The organism is Mycobacterium kyogaense (assembly GCF_003254575.1).
Taxonomy (GTDB): Bacteria; Actinomycetota; Actinomycetes; order Mycobacteriales; family Mycobacteriaceae; genus Mycobacterium; species Mycobacterium kyogaense.
Genome location: NZ_QJUA01000039.1, coordinates 1 through 14,496, shown reverse-complemented (window position 1 = coordinate 14,496; position 14,496 = coordinate 1). Strand labels below are relative to the sequence as shown.

Genomic DNA, 14,496 nt, shown 5'->3' with positions numbered 1-14,496 from the left:
GGGTCGTCAGCGAATACCTGCTTTCGTGGCACGCCGTCGGCGCCGGATCAGCCGGAGCGCTGCCCACGCCATGCCGAGGAGCGCGACCAGCACCAGGACCGGCACGAGGATCGCCAGCACCACCAGGAGCACGCTGACGATGTCCTCGATGGTGCTCAGCACTGGCGCGGCCATGCCGGCCGTCGCGACGTTGGCTGCCGGCCGGACGGTCGACTTCGTCAGCGACACGATCAGGGCGACGACGACCCCGGCGACGACGGGTATCCACTGGCCGGACTGGGCGAAAGCGCCCGGGTCGGTGACGGCCGCGGTCTGCGCCGCGGTGCCGGAGCCGAACACGATCCCGCCCGCGGTGGGCCGGACGAGGGTTTGCACGGTGTCGTTGATGCTGTCGAGTGCGGGCACCTTGTCGGCGACGACCTCGACGGCCAGCAGCACCGCGACGATGGCCATCACCCAACCGTTCTCGAGCCACGCCCAGCCGGCCGGTAGCGAGACCAGATCGGTGAAGCGTGCCAGCAGCCCCAGCGCCAGCAGGGGGATGTAGGCGTTGAGCCCCGCCGCACTCGCCAGTCCGAACCCGGTCAGCACTTCCATGGGCTCAGTATGGGCTCACCACACGCGGGGGATCAGCCGAAACCGCACCTGTTGCGTGTAGTCGACGTAGCCGGCCAGCCCCGCGCGTAACGCCTTCTCCTCGTCGAGGATTCGCGCCGCCAGCAGCGGCACGGTGAGCGCCATGACCGCCAGCCCCCACAGGGACCCGAGCGCGAGCGGTGTGCCGGCCATCATCAGCAGCGTCGCGCTGTACATCGGATGGCGAATCAGGCTGTAGAGCCCCGTCGACACCAGCGGCTGGCCCTGCTCGACGGTGATACTCGCCCCCGCCCAATTGTTCTGGACGACAACCAGTTGCGCGCCGAGCAGTCCGACGGCGACCATGATGTCGCCGAGGACGACGAGCCAAACCGGAACCGTGGACCAGCCGAATCGCCAGTCGAGCGCGCCGACGACGAGGGTCGCGACGACCGCCACCAGCATGAGGCTGATGATGATCCGCTGCGCGGGTCGGGTCTCGGCGGTCGGTCCGGCCTTGACGCGACGGGCCAGTGCCTCGGGCTGTCGCACCGCGAGGTAGGCGCCCGAGACCACCGAGCACGCGGTGAACACAGAGATGAAGGCCCAACCCTGCCCGTAGTCCACGGTGCCCGCAGGGACGAACAGGGCCAGTCCCAGACACAGGATGCCGACGACCGCCGCTGCGATGGCCTGCAGGATGGGCTTCACGATCAGCGCAGATCGCGCCGGCGGAATCCGATCACGCCCAGCGTGATCGCCGCGGCGTCGAGGCAGAGCAACCACACCAGCGGCACGGCGGTGAACGAACCGATGCCGATGTGCGGCACGTGGCTGAACGGCTCCAGATCGAGCAACCAGTGCGGCGCGTCGGCCAGCGAGCCCATCATGAACACCGCGATGAACCCGACGAGCAGCCCCCAGGCCACCGGCGCCCAGCGCGGTGCGAATCCGAACAGCGTCACGGCCACCGCAGCGGGCAGCCACACCGCGGGCAGCTGGGCGGCCGCGGTGCCGAGGACTGTCGGAAGCGTTGCGCCGATGTCACCCGTCGCGGCCCCGTAGATCAGCCCGGTGACGAGGCCGGCCACCAGCAGCGCCACGGCGGGACCGCCGATCTCGAACACCAGATGGCTTGTCAGCCAATGCCTTCGACTCACGGAACCGGCCAGAACCGCTTCTGCGCGCTGACTGCTCTCCTCCTGGTGCAGGCGCAGCGCGAGGGAGACGGCGAAGGCCGCCGCGATCATGCCGAGCATGCTGAACGCCACCGCGATGAAGGCCTGTTCGACGGCGCTGGACCCGCCGAGGCGTGTCACGATGTCGCGGGCGACCCGGCTGTCTCCCATCTCATCTCCGATGCCGTGCACGATGCTGCCGATCAGCAGACCGTAGAGACTCAACCCCACCGTCCACACGAGCAGTGCTCCACGGTCGAGACGCCACGCCAGTCCGACCACGCCACTCAGGGCCGCCGCCGCCCGCGGCGGGCCGGGTCGTTCGGCGAGCAGGCCCGCGCCGACGTCGCGCCGCGAGAGCAGCAGGTACGCGACCGCGAGAAGGGCTGCCGTCAGGGCGAGATGCAGTGCCAGGACGGCGAACCTGTCACCGGCGTAGGGCCGGACCTGCAATGACCACCCCAGCGGTGAGAGCCAGCCCAGGAACGCAGCCCGGGTGCCGGCATCGCCGACGGCCCGCAGCGTGAACGCGGCGCCCAGCACCGCGAACGCGGCACCCCGCGCGAAGCGGGCGTTCGGCGACAGTTGGGCCGTGACAGCGGCCACCGCGGTGAACACCAGGCCCGAGCAGGCGAGGGCGGCACCGAAGGCGAGGGACCCGGCGGCGGGCACGTTCTGGGTGAGCAGACCGGCGGTGCCGATGGCTCCGGTCGCGACCGACGCACCGCCGGCGAGCAGCAGCGCGGCCGTCAGTCCGGCGTAGCGGCCGATCGCGGTGGAATCGAGAAGCTCGGCGCGGCCGGCTTCTTCGTCGGCGCGGGTGTGTCGGATCACGGTGAGGATCACCGCGACCGCGATCAGCGTGTGGAACATACCGGCTTTCCAGATGCCGACCGCGCCGAGGCTGGCGTCGAAGACCTGCCCGTAGAGCGCGCGCTGGGCCGGGCTGGCCATGATGGATGCTGCCAGCGACGCCCGCTCTGCAGCGGTGGGATACACGGCCGCGGTGGCGCCGTTGTAGACGCTCGAGAGCGGAACCGAGAGCAGTAACACCCACAACGGCAACACGATTCGGTCCCGACGTGCGTAGAGCCGCAGCAGGTCCAGCGTGCCGGTCAGCCCGCTGCCGCGGTTCGGTGCCTGGTGCGCCGGATGCGGGCGCTCGAGCAGCGTGGTCATGCGTGCACCTGCTCTGGGTCTGCGTTGTCTGCGCTGTCTGCGGTGTTTGCGATGTTGTAGTGGCGCAGGAACAGCTCTTCGAGAGTGGGCGGCTGGCTGACGAGGCTGCGTACGCCGGCCTCACTGAGCACTGTGATCACCTGCGCGAGGCTCTCGCCGTCGACCTGCGCCCGCACCGTCGTACCGTCGACGGAGACATCGTCGACGCCGGGAATGGAGTCCAAACCGGTTGGGCTGCGGAGTAACTCAGCGGTGATCGAGGTGCGCGACAGATGTCGCATCGAGTCCAGCGTGCCGCTCTCGACGGTGCGTCCGGCCCGGATGATGGTCACCCGATCGCACAGCGCCTCGGTTTCGGCGAGGATGTGGCTGGAGAGCAGGACGGTGACCCCGCGATCGCGGGCTTCACCGACGCACTGCTGGAAGACGTTCTCCATCAACGGGTCCAAGCCGGTGCTCGGCTCGTCGAGAAGTAGCAGTCGCGCGTGAGAGGAGAACGCCGAGACCAGCGACACCTTCTGACGGTTCCCCTTGGAGTAGGTTCGCGACTTCTTGGTCGGGTCGAGGCTGAACCGTTCGACGAGCTCGTCGCGACGCTTCGTGTCCAGTCCGCCGCGCATGCGGGCGAGCAGATCGATGGTCTCACCGCCGGTCAGCGTGGGCCACAGCGTGACATCGCCGGGCACGTAGGCCATGTGGCGGTGCAGGGCGACGGCGTCGGTCCACGGATCGGCGCCGAGGACGCGCACGGTGCCCGAGTCGGCGCGCGCGAGGCCGAGCAGAATGCGGATGGTGGTGGATTTGCCCGCGCCGTTGGGCCCGAGGAAGCCGTGCACCTCGCCTCCGGCGACGGACAGATCGAGGCCGTCGAGGGCTCGGACCGAGCCGAACGTCTTGGTCAGGGACCGCACCTCGATTGCAGCGTGCTCACTCATCAGGGTCTCCTTGTGTGAACGGAATACCTTCCCGGCGCCTCGCGAGGAAGGCGTCGTACATCGTCGAATCGGTCATCAGGCCGTGGGTGTAGAGCTCCAGCGCCGGCAACACCATCTCCTCGCTGTAGTCGCGCAGGACGGCGCGCAGGTCGGATGGGTCGGGGTGCAGTTGCAGGTAGAGCAGGAACGCGCCGCCGCCCGCCATGCCGAGGAAGCGTGCGCGGGCTTTCGCGTCGACACTCGGCTTGATGGTGCCCGCGCGCACGCCCTCTTCGATGTACTGCTCTGTGTTGTCGATCATGTTGTGCCACAGTGTCTTTGCGAGATCTCCGCCGGACTGCAGACTGCGCACCAGGTAGGCCATCATCGGCGCGTACTGCTCGATCTCGGCCATCTGCGCGAGCCACGTCGCCGGGTCTGACGTCTGGATCGACTCGGACTTGGCGGCCCGGATGGTCTCGGCGATGTACTCGTCGCAGGCGCGGTGCAGGTTGTCCTTGCTGCCGAAGTGGTGGATCACCAGGCCGGGGCTCACCCCCGCGGCCGCTGCGATCGCTCGCACGCTGACGCGGAACCCGTCGCGGCCGAACAGTTCGATGGCGGCGTCGCGGATGCGAGCCACCGCGGTGAGATCATCCGCTGAACGCATGTTCAACATGCTAAACACGCGTTCAGTCTGCGGTCAAGGTCCGGCCGGGGCGGGGTTCCATGACGTGGGCGAGCAGACGCGAACTCGAGTGATTCGACGCGGAATCACTCGAGTTCGCGTCTGCTCGCGGGTAGAAAGCTCAGTCGCGGGCGGCGGCGAGTAGGCCGTCGCCGAGGGGGATCAGCACGGGGGTCAGCCGCTCGTCCTCCGCGATCAGCCGGGCGGCCTCACGCACGGCGCTGACTTCGGCGTCCTTGGCGGTGGCATCGCCGGCCCGGCCACCCAGTGCGGCCCGGTGCAGAACGATCGCGCCGCCGGGCCGCAGCAGGCGCACCCCTTCAGCGACGAATTGTGGCTGGTCGCCCGGAGCCGCGTCGATGAACACCAGGTCGTAGGACTCGTCGGCCAGGCGGGTCAGCACTTCCTGCGCGCGCCCGCTGATGAGCCGGGTGCGCCCCGGGCCCACCCCGGCCTCGGTGAACGCCTGCTTGGCGATCCGCTGGTGTTCGGGTTCGACGTCGATCGTGGTGAGCACGCCGTCGTCGCGCATGCCCGAGAGCAGCCACAGCCCGCTGACGCCGGCGCCGGTGCCGACCTCGACGACGGCCTTTGCGCTGGTCAGCTTCGCAAGAACACACAGCAGCGCACCCACGGCGGGCGTCACAGCTCCCGCGCCGATGTCGACGGCTCGCTCCCGCGCGGCAGCGACGATCGCGTCCTCGGAGATGGAGTGTTCTGCGTGGCTGACGATCGCCTCGGCGACACTCGGCGCGGCGGGGGAATCGCCGGCGCCGGCGGTGGGCTCGTCGGTGCTCGACATGCCCGCAGCGTAGAGCGTCGGCCCCGGCGCGGACACCTCGACACGCCAGGCCCCCGTGGAGGCGGACGCGACGCTGTTTCCGCTGGTCGAAAACGGGTAGCGCGGTTTCTCAGGAAATGTTCAGTTTGCTCATATGCCTGACTCACCACGACGGGAGAATGTGTTCGCATGACAGACGCCGCGCACCGCGACGAGATCGCCGACCGCGGGAAGAATGTGCCTCTGCGCCGCGTTGTCTCGACCGAGCGGAACCAGCTGAGCCTTGTCCCGCCCAACAGCCCGCACGACCTGGAGGATCCGACGACCACCCACGCCCCCGTTACCGCGCCCGCGACTGCCCCGGTGTCCATGGCCCATCTCGAGCAGTTCACCGAGGCCGAATGGGTGGAGACCACTGATGAGCTGACCGGCACGGCTGTGTTCGACGCCACCGGTGACCAGTCCGCGATGCCGAGCTGGGACGAGCTCGTCCGCCAGCACGCCGACCGCGTCTACCGGCTGGCCTACCGCCTGTCGGGTAACCAGCACGACGCAGAAGATCTGACGCAAGAGACCTTCATCCGGGTGTTCCGCTCCGTGCAGAACTACCAGCCCGGCACCTTCGAAGGCTGGCTGCACCGCATCACGACCAACCTGTTCCTCGACATGGTCCGCAGGCGCGGGCGCATCCGGATGGAGGCCCTGCCCGAGGACTACGAGCGTGTCCCGGCCGATGAGCCGAACCCCGAGCAGATCTACCACGATTCGCGATTGGGTCCCGACCTGCAGGCCGCGCTCGACTCGTTGGCCCCCGAGTTCCGTGCCGCCGTCGTGCTGTGCGACATCGAGGGTCTGTCCTACGAGGAGATCGGCGCCACGCTGGGCGTCAAGCTGGGCACCGTCCGAAGCCGCATCCACCGCGGCCGACAGGCGCTTCGCGAGTACCTTGCCCGCCATAGCGACATCAAGACCGTTCAGGATTCCGCCCGATCGGCGTGATCTCGGCATGGCGATGAGCGGCCGATGCACAGAAAGCCGCGCTACATTCGAAGCAGGCCTGCATCCATGACCGGAGAGGAGTCGGGTGGTGTTCGATCCCGGACATGCGTTCCGTCGCGCATTCTCCTGGCTCCCCACGCAATTCGCGTCGCAGAGCGATGCCCCCGTCGGGCCCCGGCAATTCGGTAGCACCGAGCACCTGTCGACCGAGGCTGTCGCCGCGTACGTGGACGGCGAGCTGAGGATGAGTGCGCACCTGCGCGCCGCTCACCACATGTCGATGTGCCCCGAGTGCGCGCTGGAGGTCGACAGTCAGCGCCAAGCCAGGGAAGTGCTGCGCGACGCATGCCCGGTGGCGATGCCGAGCTCTTTGCTGGGCTTGCTGTCGCAGATCCCGCAGCACGCTCCGGTGCAACACCCCGAACCCGCCGACACCCCGCAGCTGGCCGACGGTGCGCCGCGCACCCGCCGGAAGCGTCGGTAGGGTGTGGGTGACGTCGGCCCGGACCGGGTGCCGTTGATTGCTGGCGTCCCGAACTTGCAGGTGAACACGGTGACGAGAAGGGCGATCTACGCGTGACCAATCTGGACCAGACCGGTCGGGAGCGTCTCGAGCCGCGCCCGGTGTCGCGGCCTCCGGTCGATCCGGCCGCCAAGCGCGCCTTCGGCAGGCCCGACGGCGTGAACGGGTCGTTCCTCAATCGCGGACAGAACCGCGACCAGGGTGAGTACGCGCCGAAGGACCAGCCGCCGGATCCGGTTCTCGCCGAGGCGTTCGGGCGTCCCCACCGGGGCGGTGACTCCCTGCAGCGCCACCCGACCGATGCCGGTGCGCTGGATGCGGAGCGCGACGGTGCAGGGGAGGACGTCGACGATCCATGGCGCAATCCCGGTGCCCCGGTGGCACTCGGAACCCCCGCGGTGACGCAGACCGCCCCGACCGTGCCGACGGCTCCGGCAGGCAAGCTCGGCGTGCGCGACGTGCTCTTCGGCGGCAAGGTGTCCTGGTTCGCCCTTGTCATCCTCGGGATCGTCGCGCTGGTCATCGGCATCGCCGGTGGCGTGGTCGGCCGCAAGACCGCCGAGGTCGTCGAGGCCTTCACCACGTCCAAAGTGACGCTGGAGACGAGCAACAACGGTGAGCCGCCGCAGGGGCAGTTCGCGAAGGTGGCCGCCGCGGTGGCCGACTCGGTGGTGACGATCGAGGCCAAGAGCGACACCGAGGGGGCGCAGGGCTCCGGGGTGATCGTCGACGGGCGCGGCTACATCGTGACCAACAATCACGTGATCTCCGAGGCGGCGACGAATCCGAGCAAGTTCAAGATGTCGGTCGTCTTCAACGACGGCAAAGAGGTGCCGGCCAACCTCGTCGGTCGCGATCCCAAGACCGACCTCGCGGTCCTCAAGGTCGACAATGTCGACAACCTCGTGGTGGCCCGGCTCGGTGACTCGGAGAAGTTGCGCGTCGGCGAAGAGGTGATCGCCGCGGGTGCTCCCCTCGGCCTGCGCAGCACGGTCACCCACGGCATCATCAGCGCCCTGCACCGACCGGTGCCGCTGTCGGGCGACGGGTCGGACACCGACACCGTGATCGACGGCGTGCAGACCGACGCATCGATCAACCACGGCAACTCCGGCGGTCCGTTGATCAACATGAACTCCGAGGTCATCGGCATCAACACCGCCGGCAAGTCGCTGTCCGACAGTGCCAGCGGGCTCGGCTTCGCCATCCCGGTCAACGAGGTCAAGCAGGTCGTCGAGACCCTGATCCAGGACGGCAAGATCGCGCATCCGACGCTCGGCCTGACCGCCCGGTCCGTCAGCAACGACGTCGCCAAGGGCGCGCAGATCGCGAACGTGGCCGCGGGCGGCCCTGCTGAACGTGCCGGCATCCTCGAGAACGACGTCGTCGTCAAGGTCGGTGACCGCGACGTCGCCGACGCCGACGAGTTCGTCGTCGCCGTCCGACAGCTCAAGATCGGTGAGCCCGCACCGATCGAGGTCATGCGGGACGGTCGGCGGGTCACCCTGACCGTCACTCCCGGCCCCGACAACAGCACCTAGGCCGATGTTCGCCAACGTGGGCTGGGGCGAGATGCTGGTCCTGGTGATCGCCGGTCTGGTGATCCTGGGACCGGAACGGCTGCCTGGTGCGATCCGCTGGACCTCGGGGGCGGTGCGTCAGGCCCGCGATTACATCTCCGGGGCCACCAGCCAGCTGCGCGAGGATCTCGGGCCGGAGTTCGACGATCTGCGCGAGCCTCTGTCGGAACTGCAGAAGCTGCGAGGGATGACGCCGCGCGCCGCGCTCACCAAACACCTGCTCGACGGTGACGACTCGATCTTCACCGGGCGCTTCGACTCGACCACCAAGCCGGAGACGCCCGAGACGCCGCAGACCCCGCCGGAAAAGCCTCAGTCGGGGCCGGGGCCGGGGGATGTGCGCCCCAGCGCAACCAGGTTCGACCCGGACGCGACCTAGACGATCAGCGGCCCGCTGGATCGAGTCCCAACGACATCCCGGCCAGCCCGCGTTTGCGGCTCGACAACGCATCGGCAATTGTCCGCAGCGCCGTTCCGGCCGCTGACTCCGGCGCGCTCAGCACCAGCGGGATACCGGTGTCGCCGGCGGCCACCAGGGCCGGATCGAGCGGAACCTGGCCGAGCAGCGGCACGTCGGCGCCGACGGAACGGGACAGGCTGTCGGCGACCTGGCGGCCACCGCCCTCGCCGAACAGCTGCATGGTCGAACCGTCCGGCATCAGCAGTCCCGACATGTTCTCGACGACACCGGCGATGCGCTGACGGGTCTGCAGCGCGATCGCGCCGGCGCGCTCGGCGACCTCCGCCGCCGCGAGCTGCGGGGTGGTCACGACCAGGATCTCGGCGCCGGGGATCAGCTGGGACACCGAGATCGCGATGTCGCCGGTGCCGGGCGGCAGGTCGAGCAGCAGGACGTCGAGATCACCCCAGTAGACGTCGGCGAGGAACTGCTGCAGCGCGCGGTGCAGCATCGGCCCGCGCCACACCACGGGGGTGTTGCCCTGGGTGAACATCGCGATCGAGATGACCCTGACGTCGTGGGCCACCGGCGGCAGGATCATCGAATCGACCTGCGTGGGGCGATCGGTGGTGCCCATCATGCGAGGCACGGAGTGGCCGTAGATGTCGGCGTCGAGCAACCCGACCGACAGCCCCTTCGCGGCCATCGCGGCCGCCAGGTTCACCGTGACACTCGATTTGCCCACCCCGCCTTTGCCCGACGCCACGGCGTAGACGCGGGTCAGTGAGCCGGGTTGGGCGAACGGGATCACCGGTTCGCGGGAGTCGCCCCGCAGTTGCTTACGCAGCTCTGCGCGTTGCTCGTCGTTCATCACGTCGAGGGTGACCCGCACCGACCCGGTGCCGGGCACGTCGCTGACGGCTCGGGTGACCTGTTCGGAGATCTCCGTCTTCTTCGGGCAGGCCGAGGTGGTCAGGTAGATCTCGACGTGCACGGACGAGTCGGCGTCGACGGTGACGTTCTTGACCATGCCGACGTCGGTGATCGGCCGCCGGAGTTCAGGGTCGATGACCTTGGTCAGTGCAGCACGGACCGCCTTGGTGAGATCGGAGCCAGGGAGGTCGGGGGTGTGGGCAGACATCACCCGCGAGTGTAGGCCTGACGCTGGTCCGAGCCGTCAGCCGACCGGGCCGGGCGCGGGTCCGGGTGCCGGTCCCAGCCCCGGCGGCAGACCGGCGTCGGCCGGCGGCGGAGCAGGTTGGGCAGGCATCAGCGGCGGCGCGGGCTGCGCGGCCGGTACCGCGGGTGGAGCGGCCGGGACTGCGGAGTCGCTGATGCAGAACACGGCGCACTGCGGCAGCTGCTGTGCCGGCGGCGGCGTCGCCCACGGCGGCACCCAGGCCGGCGGCGGCGCGGGCACCGGTTGCGGTGCGGCCGCCGGCGCCGGACCGGGAAGCGGTCCCAGCGACTGCCCCGGGACGAACCCGGGGACGTTCGTGTTGATCAGGGCCGCGACGTCGGTGCGTTGTCCCAGTTGCAGCAGAGCCAACGGATCGTTGGCCGGCAGCCCCGCAGCGTTGAGCGGCATTCCGGGGCCGAGTCCCTCCGGGCGGTCCAGGTGGCTGTCCCCGAGCGCAGGTACCTCGCCGGTGATGGGCGGCAGATCGACCGGCACCACACCGGTCGCATAGGAAGCAGCCCAGCTCAACACGTTTCGCGCGTAGGCCATCGAATTGTTGTAGCGCAGGATCGCGGCCAGCACATCAGGCTGGTTGCGCAGGTTGAGCCCGCCGCTGCACAGGTAGCGGGCCGCGGCCAGCGACGCATCGAAGACGTTCTGCACGTCGGCCTTGCCGTCACCGTCGCCGTCGGCGGCGTAGCGCGACCACGTGCCGGGGAGGAACTGCATCGGGCCCAACGCGCGGGCATAGACCACGCGATCGGAGGCGCGGCTCTGCACGATCACCTCGTTGCCGGGCAGCGTCCCGTCCAGGCTGGGGCCGTAGATCGGCTTCACCGCGGTGCCGCGTGCATCGGTGGCTCCGCCGTTGGCGTGCATCGACTCGATGCGGCCGATGCCGGCCAGCAGATTCCAGCTCACGCCGCAGCCGGGAGTGGTCGCGGCCATCTTGGCTTCGGCGTTGCGGTAGGCGGCCAGCGCCATCGACGGGATGCGCAGCATGCCGGGCGCGCTGGTCACGATCGCCGGCGGTGGGGCGGACACGGTGGCCGCGGCGATCCGCATCGGGGTCGGCATCTTGGTGACTGCCACCACCGAGATCCCGGAGTTGTCCTGCGACGAGGAGGCGACCGCAGCCAAGGGCATCACCGCGGTGTCGCGGGTGGGGGAGTGACCTGAGGGCGCCGACGCACCGACCGCACCGGCGAGTACCAGGGGAGTCAACACAGCCGCGACGCCGAAGGCCGGCGTGCGAACAAGGCGTCCCGCCCGACATCTCGCCGCTCCGAGAGCCGCTCGTCCGCCTATGTGCACGCACCCGTCCTTGCTGTGTGGTGGCCTGTGAACCCAGTCACCATATCGGTTGGGCCACGGCTGTGTTACGGCATTGGCCACAGCCGTGTCGTCAGGATCTGCGCGATCGCCTGTCGCCGCCGTCTGCTTTGCTCGGATCGGGCTCGGCAACGCGGTCGGCGGGCCGCAGTTCGCTGATCAGTTCGCGGATCTCCTCGAGTTCGCGGCGCAGGTAGTCACGAGTGGCCACTTCGCCGACGGCCAGACGCAGCGCGGCGAGTTCGCGCGCGAGGTACTCGGTGTCGGCCTTCGTCTGTTCGGCACGTCGCCGGTCCTCCTCGAGCGACACCCGGTCCCTGTTCTCCTGCCGGTTCTGGGCGAGCAGGATCAGGGGCGCCGCGTAGGCGGCCTGGGTGGAGAACGCGAGATTGAGCAGGATGAACGGGTAGGGGTCCCACTGCCAGGCGAACGCGCCGATGTTGAGCAGGATCCAGACGATGACGACGATCGTCTGGATCGCCAGATACCGGCCCGTGCCGAGGAACCGGGCGATGCTCTCGCTGACGCGACCGACGGCCTCGACGTCGAACCGGGGCGTCAACGAGCGGGAGACCCGCGGAGTATCGAGTCGCTGCCGGGCCGAGGAGTCGCTCATGTCGCCTTCTCCGCGGTGACGATCAGCGGTTCGGCCTCGCGCTCGCGCCAGTCGTCGGGCAGGAGGTGATCGAGGACGTCGTCGACGGACACCGCGCCCAGCAGGTGATTCTCGTCGTCGACGACCGGCCCGCACACGAGGTTGTAAGCGGCGAAGTACCGGGTGAGAGCGCCGAGGGAGTCCTCGGGGCCCAGGTTGGGCAGGTCGGTGTCGATGATGCCGCTGACCAACGCCGCGGGTGGCTCGCGCAGCAGCCGCTGCAGATGCACGCACCCCAGATAGCGGCCCGTCGGTGTCGCGGTCGGCGGCCTGGCGACGAACACCAGCGATGCCAGTGCCGGTGTCAGATCCGGATCACGCACGCGCGCAAGGGCTTCGGCCACGGTGGTGTCCGGTGCCAGCACCACCGGCTCCGATGTCATCAGGCCACCCGCGGTGTTGGGGGAGTGGCTGAGCAGGCGGCGCACGTCTTCGGAGTCCTCGGGGTCCATCCGCCGCAGGAACTGTTCGGCGTCGGCCGGACTCATGGTGCCCAGCAGGTCGGCCGCGTCGTCGGGGTCCATCGCCTCGAGCACGTCAGCGGCGCGGTCGGTCTTGAGCTGCCGCAGCACGGCGACCTGCTCGTCTTCGGGCAGCTCCTGCAGAACGTCGGCGAGCCGTTCGTCGTCGAGCGCGTTGACGACCTCGTAGCGGCGTTTGGCGGGCAGCTCCCGGATCGCGTCGGCAACCTCGACGGGACGCTGGCCGACGAACTGCTCGAGCAGCTGCGCCACGCCCTGATCCGGCATCGCGAGCCCGGACGGCGTCAGGCCCTGCACGTGCATCCAGTCCACGGTGTGCACGTTGCTGCGCCGGCCGAGTCGCCGCTGCGGACGTACTGCCACCTTGGTGACCATCCAGTCCCTGGTGCGAGTCTGCTCGATCCCGAGATCGACCACGACGACGTCGATCCCGGCGAGTTCTGACAGATCGGGATCGTCGACGCGGACCCGGGTCTCGATGACCTGGCCCAGGACCAGCACCTCGCCGGGCCGCTGGGAGAAGCGGCGCAGCGAGACACTCCCGGTGGAGAGCGTGACCGCGCCCGGCTCGATCGCTGTGACCCTCAGGATCGGCACGAATATTCTTCGGCGCGAAAGCAATTCGATGACCAGGCCGAGCACGCGCGGCTGTTGCCTGACCAGGCTGATGCTGATCACCACGTCGCGGACGCGGCCGATCGATTCGCCGTCGGGACCCAGCACCACCATCCCCGCGAGCCGGGCTGCATAGACCCTGTTGACCGACGCCATGAGTGTCAGAGTAGAGAGTGGTGTTGTGCAAAACCGGTATCGACCCCGCCGAACCTGTCTGTCCGTGCCGGGCAGCAGCGCGAAGATGATCGCGAAGGCCAAGACGCTGCCCGCCGACGAGGTCTTCCTCGACCTCGAGGACGCGGTGGCCGCCGACGCGAAAGGTCAAGCGCGCGAGCAGGTCGCAGCCGCTCTGGCCGAGCCGGGGTGGGGCGATCAGCTGCGCGGGGTGCGGGTCAACGACTGGACCACTCCGTGGACGCACACCGATGTGATCGACGTCATCGGCCGCGCCGGTGCGTCGGTGGACCTCGTGGTCCTGCCGAAGGTGACCGACGTCTCCCACGTGCAGGCGCTGGATCTGCTGCTGTCGCAGGTGGAGGCCTCGCACGGGCTGCCGGTGGGCCGCATCGGCATCGAGGCGCAGATCGAGGACGCGCGCGGACTGACCAACATCGATGCCATCGCCGCCGGCCCCCGCATGCACGCGTTGGTGCTCGGTCCGGCCGACCTGATGGCGAGCTTGAACATGCGCACGCTCGAGGTGGGTGAGCAGCCCGAGGGGTACGACGTGGGCGACGCCTACCACCACGTGCTGATGCGGATTCTGATTGCCGCGCGCGCCAACGGAATCAACGCGATCGACGGGCCTTATCTGAAGGTTCGCGATGTCGAGGCGTTCCGCCGCGTTGCGGGACGTGCGGCCGCGCTGGGCTTCGACGGCAAGTGGGTGTTGCATCCCGATCAGATCGCGGCGGGCAACGAGATCTTCAGCCCGCGCCAGGAGGCCTACGACCACGCCGAGCTGATCCTCGAGGCCTACGAGTGGCACACCTCGCGGGCGGGTGGCGCGCGGGGAGCGGTGATGCTGGGCGACGAGATGATCGACGAGGCGAGTCGCAAGATGGCGTTGGTGATCGCGGGAAAGGGCCGCGCGGCGGGCATGGCGCGCACCGGCGAGCGGTTCACTCCGCCCGCCGGCTAGTTCGAGCCGGAGCCCGAACTAGACGTTGAGCGCGGTGATGCCCCAGATCAGGCTGATCACGAGGGTGACTGCGCCGACTGCGATACCGGCGACGGCCAGGCCGTGACCGTTCTGGCGGGTTTGCTTGATCTGGTTGATCGCGACGATGCCGAGCACGATGCCGACGATGGAACCGATGCCGCAGCACACGCCGAGGATCGACGCGACCAGCGAGGCGATCGCCATCGTGTTGGTGCCTTGTGGGGCGGGCGGGCCGTAGCCGTAATCTGCGCC

General features: G+C 69.2%; 16 protein-coding genes. 5 read left to right on the top strand and 11 right to left on the bottom strand.

Going from position 1 to position 14,496, the window contains the following annotated elements; genetic code table 11:
* Positions 1-6: 6 nt before the first annotated feature.
* From DMB80_RS22050 to DMB80_RS22025, 6 genes are all read right to left on the bottom strand, one after another.
* A complete protein-coding gene (locus tag DMB80_RS22050; RefSeq protein ID WP_111511818.1) occupies positions 7-597 on the bottom strand; it encodes a DUF4126 domain-containing protein in 591 nt (196 codons plus the stop codon).
* Between the two features lie 15 nt (positions 598-612).
* Positions 613-1,287, bottom strand: coding sequence for a methyltransferase family protein (locus tag DMB80_RS22045; protein ID WP_111511817.1), 675 nt, complete (start codon positions 1,285-1,287; stop codon positions 613-615).
* Between the two features lie 2 nt (positions 1,288-1,289).
* On the bottom strand, positions 1,290-2,933 hold the full coding sequence (locus DMB80_RS22040) for an ABC transporter permease (protein WP_111511816.1): 1,644 nt from the start codon (positions 2,931-2,933) through the stop codon (positions 1,290-1,292).
* Positions 2,930-3,868: an ABC transporter ATP-binding protein gene (locus DMB80_RS22035; RefSeq protein ID WP_111511815.1), complete on the bottom strand. Its 939-nt coding sequence runs from the start codon at positions 3,866-3,868 to the stop codon at positions 2,930-2,932. The genes DMB80_RS22040 and DMB80_RS22035 overlap by 4 nt, the downstream gene beginning before the upstream one ends.
* Positions 3,861-4,517: a TetR/AcrR family transcriptional regulator gene (locus DMB80_RS22030; protein ID WP_046366469.1), complete on the bottom strand. Its 657-nt coding sequence runs from the start codon at positions 4,515-4,517 to the stop codon at positions 3,861-3,863. The genes DMB80_RS22035 and DMB80_RS22030 overlap by 8 nt, the downstream gene beginning before the upstream one ends.
* Positions 4,518-4,656: 139 nt before the next feature.
* A complete protein-coding gene (locus DMB80_RS22025; protein ID WP_046366464.1) occupies positions 4,657-5,337 on the bottom strand; it encodes an O-methyltransferase in 681 nt (226 codons plus the stop codon).
* A 168-nt stretch (positions 5,338-5,505) separates the two neighbouring features.
* Here DMB80_RS22025 and sigE point away from each other — a divergent pair, with 168 nt between their 5' ends.
* The 4 genes from sigE to tatB all read left to right on the top strand — a co-directional run bounded on the left by sigE (position 5,506) and on the right by tatB (position 8,797).
* Positions 5,506-6,315, top strand: a complete 810-nt coding sequence (gene sigE / locus DMB80_RS22020) for an RNA polymerase sigma factor SigE (RefSeq protein ID WP_111511814.1) — start codon at positions 5,506-5,508, stop codon at positions 6,313-6,315.
* Between the two features lie 88 nt (positions 6,316-6,403).
* Entirely contained in the window at positions 6,404-6,799 is a 396-nt protein-coding gene (rseA, locus tag DMB80_RS22015) for an anti-sigma E factor RseA (protein WP_046366467.1), read from the top strand.
* A 92-nt stretch (positions 6,800-6,891) separates the two neighbouring features.
* A complete protein-coding gene (gene htrA / locus DMB80_RS22010) occupies positions 6,892-8,379 on the top strand; it encodes a serine protease HtrA (RefSeq protein ID WP_111511813.1) in 1,488 nt (495 codons plus the stop codon).
* A 4-nt stretch (positions 8,380-8,383) separates the two neighbouring features.
* Positions 8,384-8,797, top strand: a complete 414-nt coding sequence (tatB, locus tag DMB80_RS22005) for a Sec-independent protein translocase protein TatB (RefSeq protein ID WP_111511812.1) — start codon at positions 8,384-8,386, stop codon at positions 8,795-8,797.
* A gap of 4 nt (positions 8,798-8,801) precedes the next feature.
* Here the strand turns inward: tatB and DMB80_RS22000 are convergent, their stop codons facing one another.
* From DMB80_RS22000 to DMB80_RS21985, 4 genes are all read right to left on the bottom strand, one after another.
* Positions 8,802-9,959 (bottom strand): Mrp/NBP35 family ATP-binding protein, encoded by a 1,158-nt coding sequence (locus DMB80_RS22000; RefSeq protein WP_046366466.1) that lies wholly within the window; start codon positions 9,957-9,959, stop codon positions 8,802-8,804.
* A gap of 36 nt (positions 9,960-9,995) precedes the next feature.
* Entirely contained in the window at positions 9,996-11,312 is a 1,317-nt protein-coding gene (locus DMB80_RS21995) for a lytic transglycosylase domain-containing protein (protein WP_111511811.1), read from the bottom strand.
* Positions 11,313-11,403: 91 nt separating this feature from the next.
* On the bottom strand, positions 11,404-11,946 hold the full coding sequence (locus DMB80_RS21990; protein ID WP_111511810.1) for a DUF1003 domain-containing protein: 543 nt from the start codon (positions 11,944-11,946) through the stop codon (positions 11,404-11,406).
* The gene (locus DMB80_RS21985; RefSeq protein WP_111511809.1) at positions 11,943-13,238 is read right to left on the bottom strand and encodes a magnesium transporter MgtE N-terminal domain-containing protein; all 1,296 of its coding nucleotides are present in this window, start codon (positions 13,236-13,238) and stop codon (positions 11,943-11,945) included. Before DMB80_RS21985 ends, DMB80_RS21990 begins: the two co-directional genes overlap by 4 nt.
* Before the next feature lie 25 nt (positions 13,239-13,263).
* Between DMB80_RS21985 and DMB80_RS21980 the strand changes: the two genes are divergently transcribed.
* The gene (locus tag DMB80_RS21980) at positions 13,264-14,223 is read left to right on the top strand and encodes an HpcH/HpaI aldolase/citrate lyase family protein (protein WP_111511808.1); all 960 of its coding nucleotides are present in this window, start codon (positions 13,264-13,266) and stop codon (positions 14,221-14,223) included.
* An 18-nt stretch (positions 14,224-14,241) separates the two neighbouring features.
* Here the strand turns inward: DMB80_RS21980 and DMB80_RS21975 are convergent.
* On the bottom strand, positions 14,242-14,496 hold a 255-nt coding region (locus tag DMB80_RS21975), incomplete at its 5' end, for a DUF4190 domain-containing protein (RefSeq protein WP_162938660.1).